At 61.9% G+C, this 4,147-nt stretch carries 5 protein-coding genes; 3 read left to right on the top strand and 2 right to left on the bottom strand.

All coding sequences use genetic code 11. From position 1 onward, the window contains the following. Together VF515_02795 and VF515_02790 are read right to left on the bottom strand one after the other, a co-directional pair. On the bottom strand, positions 1-1,056 hold a 1,056-nt coding region (locus VF515_02795), incomplete at its 3' end, for a cache domain-containing protein (protein HEX7406558.1). A gap of 231 nt (positions 1,057-1,287) precedes the next feature. After that, on the bottom strand, positions 1,288-2,697 hold the full coding sequence (locus VF515_02790; protein ID HEX7406557.1) for an FGGY-family carbohydrate kinase: 1,410 nt from the start codon (positions 2,695-2,697) through the stop codon (positions 1,288-1,290). A 174-nt stretch (positions 2,698-2,871) separates the two neighbouring features. On the opposite strand from VF515_02790, the gene VF515_02785 reads away from it, so the two are divergent. From VF515_02785 to VF515_02775, 3 genes are all read left to right on the top strand, one after another. After that, entirely contained in the window at positions 2,872-3,621 is a 750-nt protein-coding gene (locus VF515_02785; protein ID HEX7406556.1) for a helix-turn-helix domain-containing protein, read from the top strand. A 72-nt stretch (positions 3,622-3,693) separates the two neighbouring features. Beyond that, positions 3,694-3,969 carry a UxaA family hydrolase gene (locus VF515_02780; protein ID HEX7406555.1) on the top strand — a complete coding sequence of 92 codons (276 nt, stop codon included), beginning with the start codon at positions 3,694-3,696 and terminating at the stop codon, positions 3,967-3,969. Positions 3,970-3,973: 4 nt separating this feature from the next. Further along, a partial coding sequence (locus tag VF515_02775) for a UxaA family hydrolase (GenBank protein ID HEX7406554.1) occupies positions 3,974-4,147 on the top strand: 174 nt, incomplete at its 3' end.

Genomic DNA, 4,147 nt, shown 5'->3' with positions numbered 1-4,147 from the left:
GACAAAGAAATAGGTATCGTCCCGGAACCACTTGGACCCTTTCTTTCGAAACTCGGGGTAGGCCTCCTCGCCCTGTGTTTCCAAGACTGCTGCTGCTTCGCGGACAAGCGTCATCAGTTCCGGAGCGGTCATCTTCTTGGCGGCCTGGGCCTCTTTGGGAGCATCGGCCAGATACACACCGCAGCCCACCAACACCCATTTTTCTCCCATCTTCGCTTTACTTACATAGGCCGACTTCTGCGTGGAGACGCTTTCTCCCGGCTTGGGCCACATATAGTCGACCCAGCCAGCACCACTGGTTTGGGCCACCTTGAGCATCTCCCGGATCAGTTGCTTGCCTTGGGTGTCCTTCAGATCCAGAAGGTTGCGTCCCTCCAGGTTCGGAAAGCCTGGGTTGACGAGATCGACGCCACTCGCGTCGATGACGAAAATGTAGGCGTCCTTGGCGATGAAGGGACCTGTCGGGTTATGGAAGAGCGGAAAAGCCGCCGCGCCATTCTTCTCGATCTGTCCGACGGCGTCCTTCACCTCATCCACTACAAAGCTCTTTTCCATGCGGTCGTTGTACATGCCGCTACCGACGACGTAGCTTCTGCCTGACGGAGCAGCCACGAGCCGGACGTAGCTGCTTTTCCATCGGGGAAGAATCCCGCCCGGAACAGGCCATTGGTAGTGGTACCAGCCTTCCGCTTTGCTGGGGAACGTCGTGGCGGCACCGATGAGTCCCCGGATGATGGGTTTCCCGTTGATGTCCTTTAGGTCCAGTTCATTTTTGCCTTCCATCGCCGGATCGGGATGGACCAGCATGTTCCCTTGGGGATCGAGCACAAAAATATACGTCTCTGCCAGCCGCCAGCGGCTGCCGGAGACGCGGAAATCGGTAAAGGCCGCTTCCCCTTTGGCGTGGACCAGCTCCGCCGCGTCCTTCACCAGGGCAACGAGTTCACGAGTCTCCTTGTCCTGGTAATCGTCGGAGGCCCGAGCGGTGCTGCACAGGAGAGAGATGAACACGGCAACGAGGAATGGAAACAGGCTGAAGACGAGCCCTCTTTTCATGGGTTCCTCCCTACGGATAGGACGGTGATCCAAACGAAGCGGAGTATACAGTTGGCGCGAAATTCCAAACCCAGAATCCCGCTTGCTACCCAGAGATGTCGCACTTAGCGACCCCCTTTCCCATTGACGTAGTATTGTGGCACAAAACGGCACCGAAAACGACACTCGCCTCGCCGACCCAAACCTGCGCGCGCCTCGCGTCGTCAGGCCAGTGATGCGGACGTCTTGTGCTCATCGGCTCGATCCGTTTGCTCCAGGTCGGCGGAAGATGTAGGCAGCAAACGTACGCGCCCGCAGCGGAGCCGGGCGCCAACTCGCAAGGAGGGAAGCATGGGAGCAACCGCCACTGCGCTGGTCGGCTTCGCTGGCTGGTTTGCGCTGCTCAGCCTCGGGCTCGGCCTTTACCGGATCGGGCTCGTGGTGTCGGGGCGGAAGGCGGCAAACACCTTTGCCACGGATGGCTCCGACCTCGATCCCATCGGGCGCCGGCTCACCCGCGCGCGCGACAACTGCTATGAGACCTTGCCGCTGTTCGCGGCGATCGCCCTCGGCGCGAGCCTCGCCGGCCGGCTCGAGGTGACCGATCCGCTGGCAATGTGGGTTCTGTACGCTCGCATTGGCCAGTCGCTGACGCACATCGCGTCGACGAGCGTGCCCGCCGTCCAGATTCGTGCCAGCCTGTTTTTCGTCCAGGTTCTGATCTACGGCTGGTGGGCGATCCGGCTCCTCACCTAGCGCACTGAAGGGCCAAGCGTGCCGTTCGCTGATTTCTCCGTCGGCGCGCGAGTTCTCCAGCGACAGGTTGAAGATCGCCGCGCGCACGCTCGAGTCCTCGACCGGCGCCCGCTCCCCATAGATCCATGGCGTGTACAGGACGCCATTGCTGCCGGCCGGCGTGCGGGCTGCGATCCGATCCATGAGCTGATACACGTCGGGAACCTCTTCCTCCTGCAGCAGCTCGTCCTTGTGGTAGAGGATCTTGTCGCGCAGAAAGGTCAGGTTGCCGCCCGCCGTGGCCTGCAACGCCGTCAACAGGTAGCGGCCGGGAATGGCGCACGGCACCGAGGCCAGCGCCGACACGATGTCGGTCTTCTTGAACGGAACGTGGGCCGCAAGCCAGGACGATGTCCCGATATAGAGGTGGGTCTGGTAGTCGCGGACCGCACCGGATCCAACCGCGGCAGCGCTGTTGTCGATCGCGCCGGCGACGACGGCGAGCTTGTACTCGTACTCATGGAACAGGCCGGTGACCGGTCCGCACGCGTTCAGCACCTTGATGACCTGCTCGCGCACCGGAGCGTAGTTGCTGCCCAGCACCGTCGGGCCGCCCGCCTGCAGAAAGTCGACGTAGCGGTTGCCGTCCACGTCCCACAAGTACGCGCCGCCGGCGCGGGCGATGTTGAGCGGGAACGGGTAATTGAACGCCAGATTGTGCTGCACGCCGCCGGGAATGGACTTCGCCGCTTCCGCCGTCGACGCTTTCGAGCCTGCACAGCGGGTTTCGAAGTAGGCGAGGTAGTCTTGCATCTTGTCGCGTCGAATCGGGCGCGGCGGCGCGGACACCAGTCGGTGCCCCTTGGCGATGAGTTCGTCCGTATCCGGCCAATGCGAAATGGCGTAACGCTGCGCTGTGGTCGTCATGCTCGTTCCTCTCTCATGGACACCGGGTGCGGCGATCGCGGATCCCGATAATCGGCGCGCATCATAATGACGCGGCACTGGATGCACAAACGACTTGAGCATCGAGGCGCGGCGCGCAAGGGTGGACTGAAGTTATGAGTGACTGACTGGGTCAGTTATGATAATGGACCTGACATGGCTCGACGCATCCCGGAGAAGAGGCTTCAGGACCTGATCGACTGCGCCGCCCGAGTGTTCATCGAACGCGGGTACCGGCAAACGCAAATGGAGGAGATCGCCTCAGCCCTCGGCGTCGCCAAGGGAACGCTGTACCTGTACGTCGAGAGCAAGGCAGCCCTCTTCGATGCGGTCCTGCGTTACGCCGGCAAGCCGCTCGATGCCCCTCCGCAGCTGCCCATTGCAACCCCCAGGTCGGGAGCGACGCTCGCCCACGTGCGCGATGAGATCGAGCGCAAAGAATTCCTGCCCACGCTGACGCAGGCCCGACGACCTGCTGCCCGTGACGGGCGTGTTGAGCTGGAAGGAATCGTGCGCCAACTCTACCGGGCGCTTTCAGGAGAACGAGTGCGCATCCGATTGATTGACAAGTCGGCTCGAGACTTCCCCGACATTGCCGCACTGTGGTTCGAGCGGGTACGGCGCGGGACCGTGGCCCTCCTGCGACGATACCTCGAGGCGAGGGTGCGCGAGGGCGCGCTCCGGCCGGTGCACGAGCCAGCCGTGACGGCGCGGCTCATGCTGGAGACCATTTTTCACTGGGCGGTGGACCGACACTGGGACCCGCATCCAACGCAGGTAATCCACGAGGCGGCGGCGGAGAGCGCGCTCGTGGACTTCATCGTCGCCGCGCTGGCGCGGCCGGTGGCAGCCGGGCGCCGCAAGCGCACCCGCCCGCGCGCCACGCGAGCCAGCGGAAGACAATGATGCTGCAGGCAGCAGGTATTTGATGGTGACACTGACCTCCGCAATCGCCATGTAAAAGAAGGAGAGGCAGAAGTGAAACCAAACGTCATTGTGATTAATCCAAAAGACAATGTGGCCATCGCCCTGGAGGACATCCAGAAGGGCGAGAACGTTTGTCTGTCGGACGGTCGGAAATTCGCTGCTTTGACTGATATTCCCTACAGCCACAAGGTGGCCCTGATGGACATTGCCTTGAACGCGGAGGTCATCAAGTACGGCGAGATCATCGGCGAAGCCAAAGAGCTGATAACCAAAGGCGGATGGGTCCATAGCCATAATCTGGATATCAAAGAGAAAAAAGGAAGGTGAAAAGGTGGAGACATTCCTGGGATACGAAAGACCCGACGGGTCGGTCGGCATCAGAAACCACGTCGTGGTGATTCCATCCGTCTCCTGCGCCAACGGCGTGGTGCGCCTGATCGCCAAGGCGGTCCCCGAAGTCGTGCCCATCTATCATGGCCATGGCTGTGGCCGAGCCCTGGAGGTG

The organism is Candidatus Binatia bacterium, assembly GCA_036382395.1.
GTDB lineage: Bacteria > Desulfobacterota > Binatia > HRBIN30 > HRBIN30 > JAGDMS01.
Note: the sequence above shows the minus strand (reverse complement) of the source record. Positions and strands in the feature narration are given on the sequence as shown.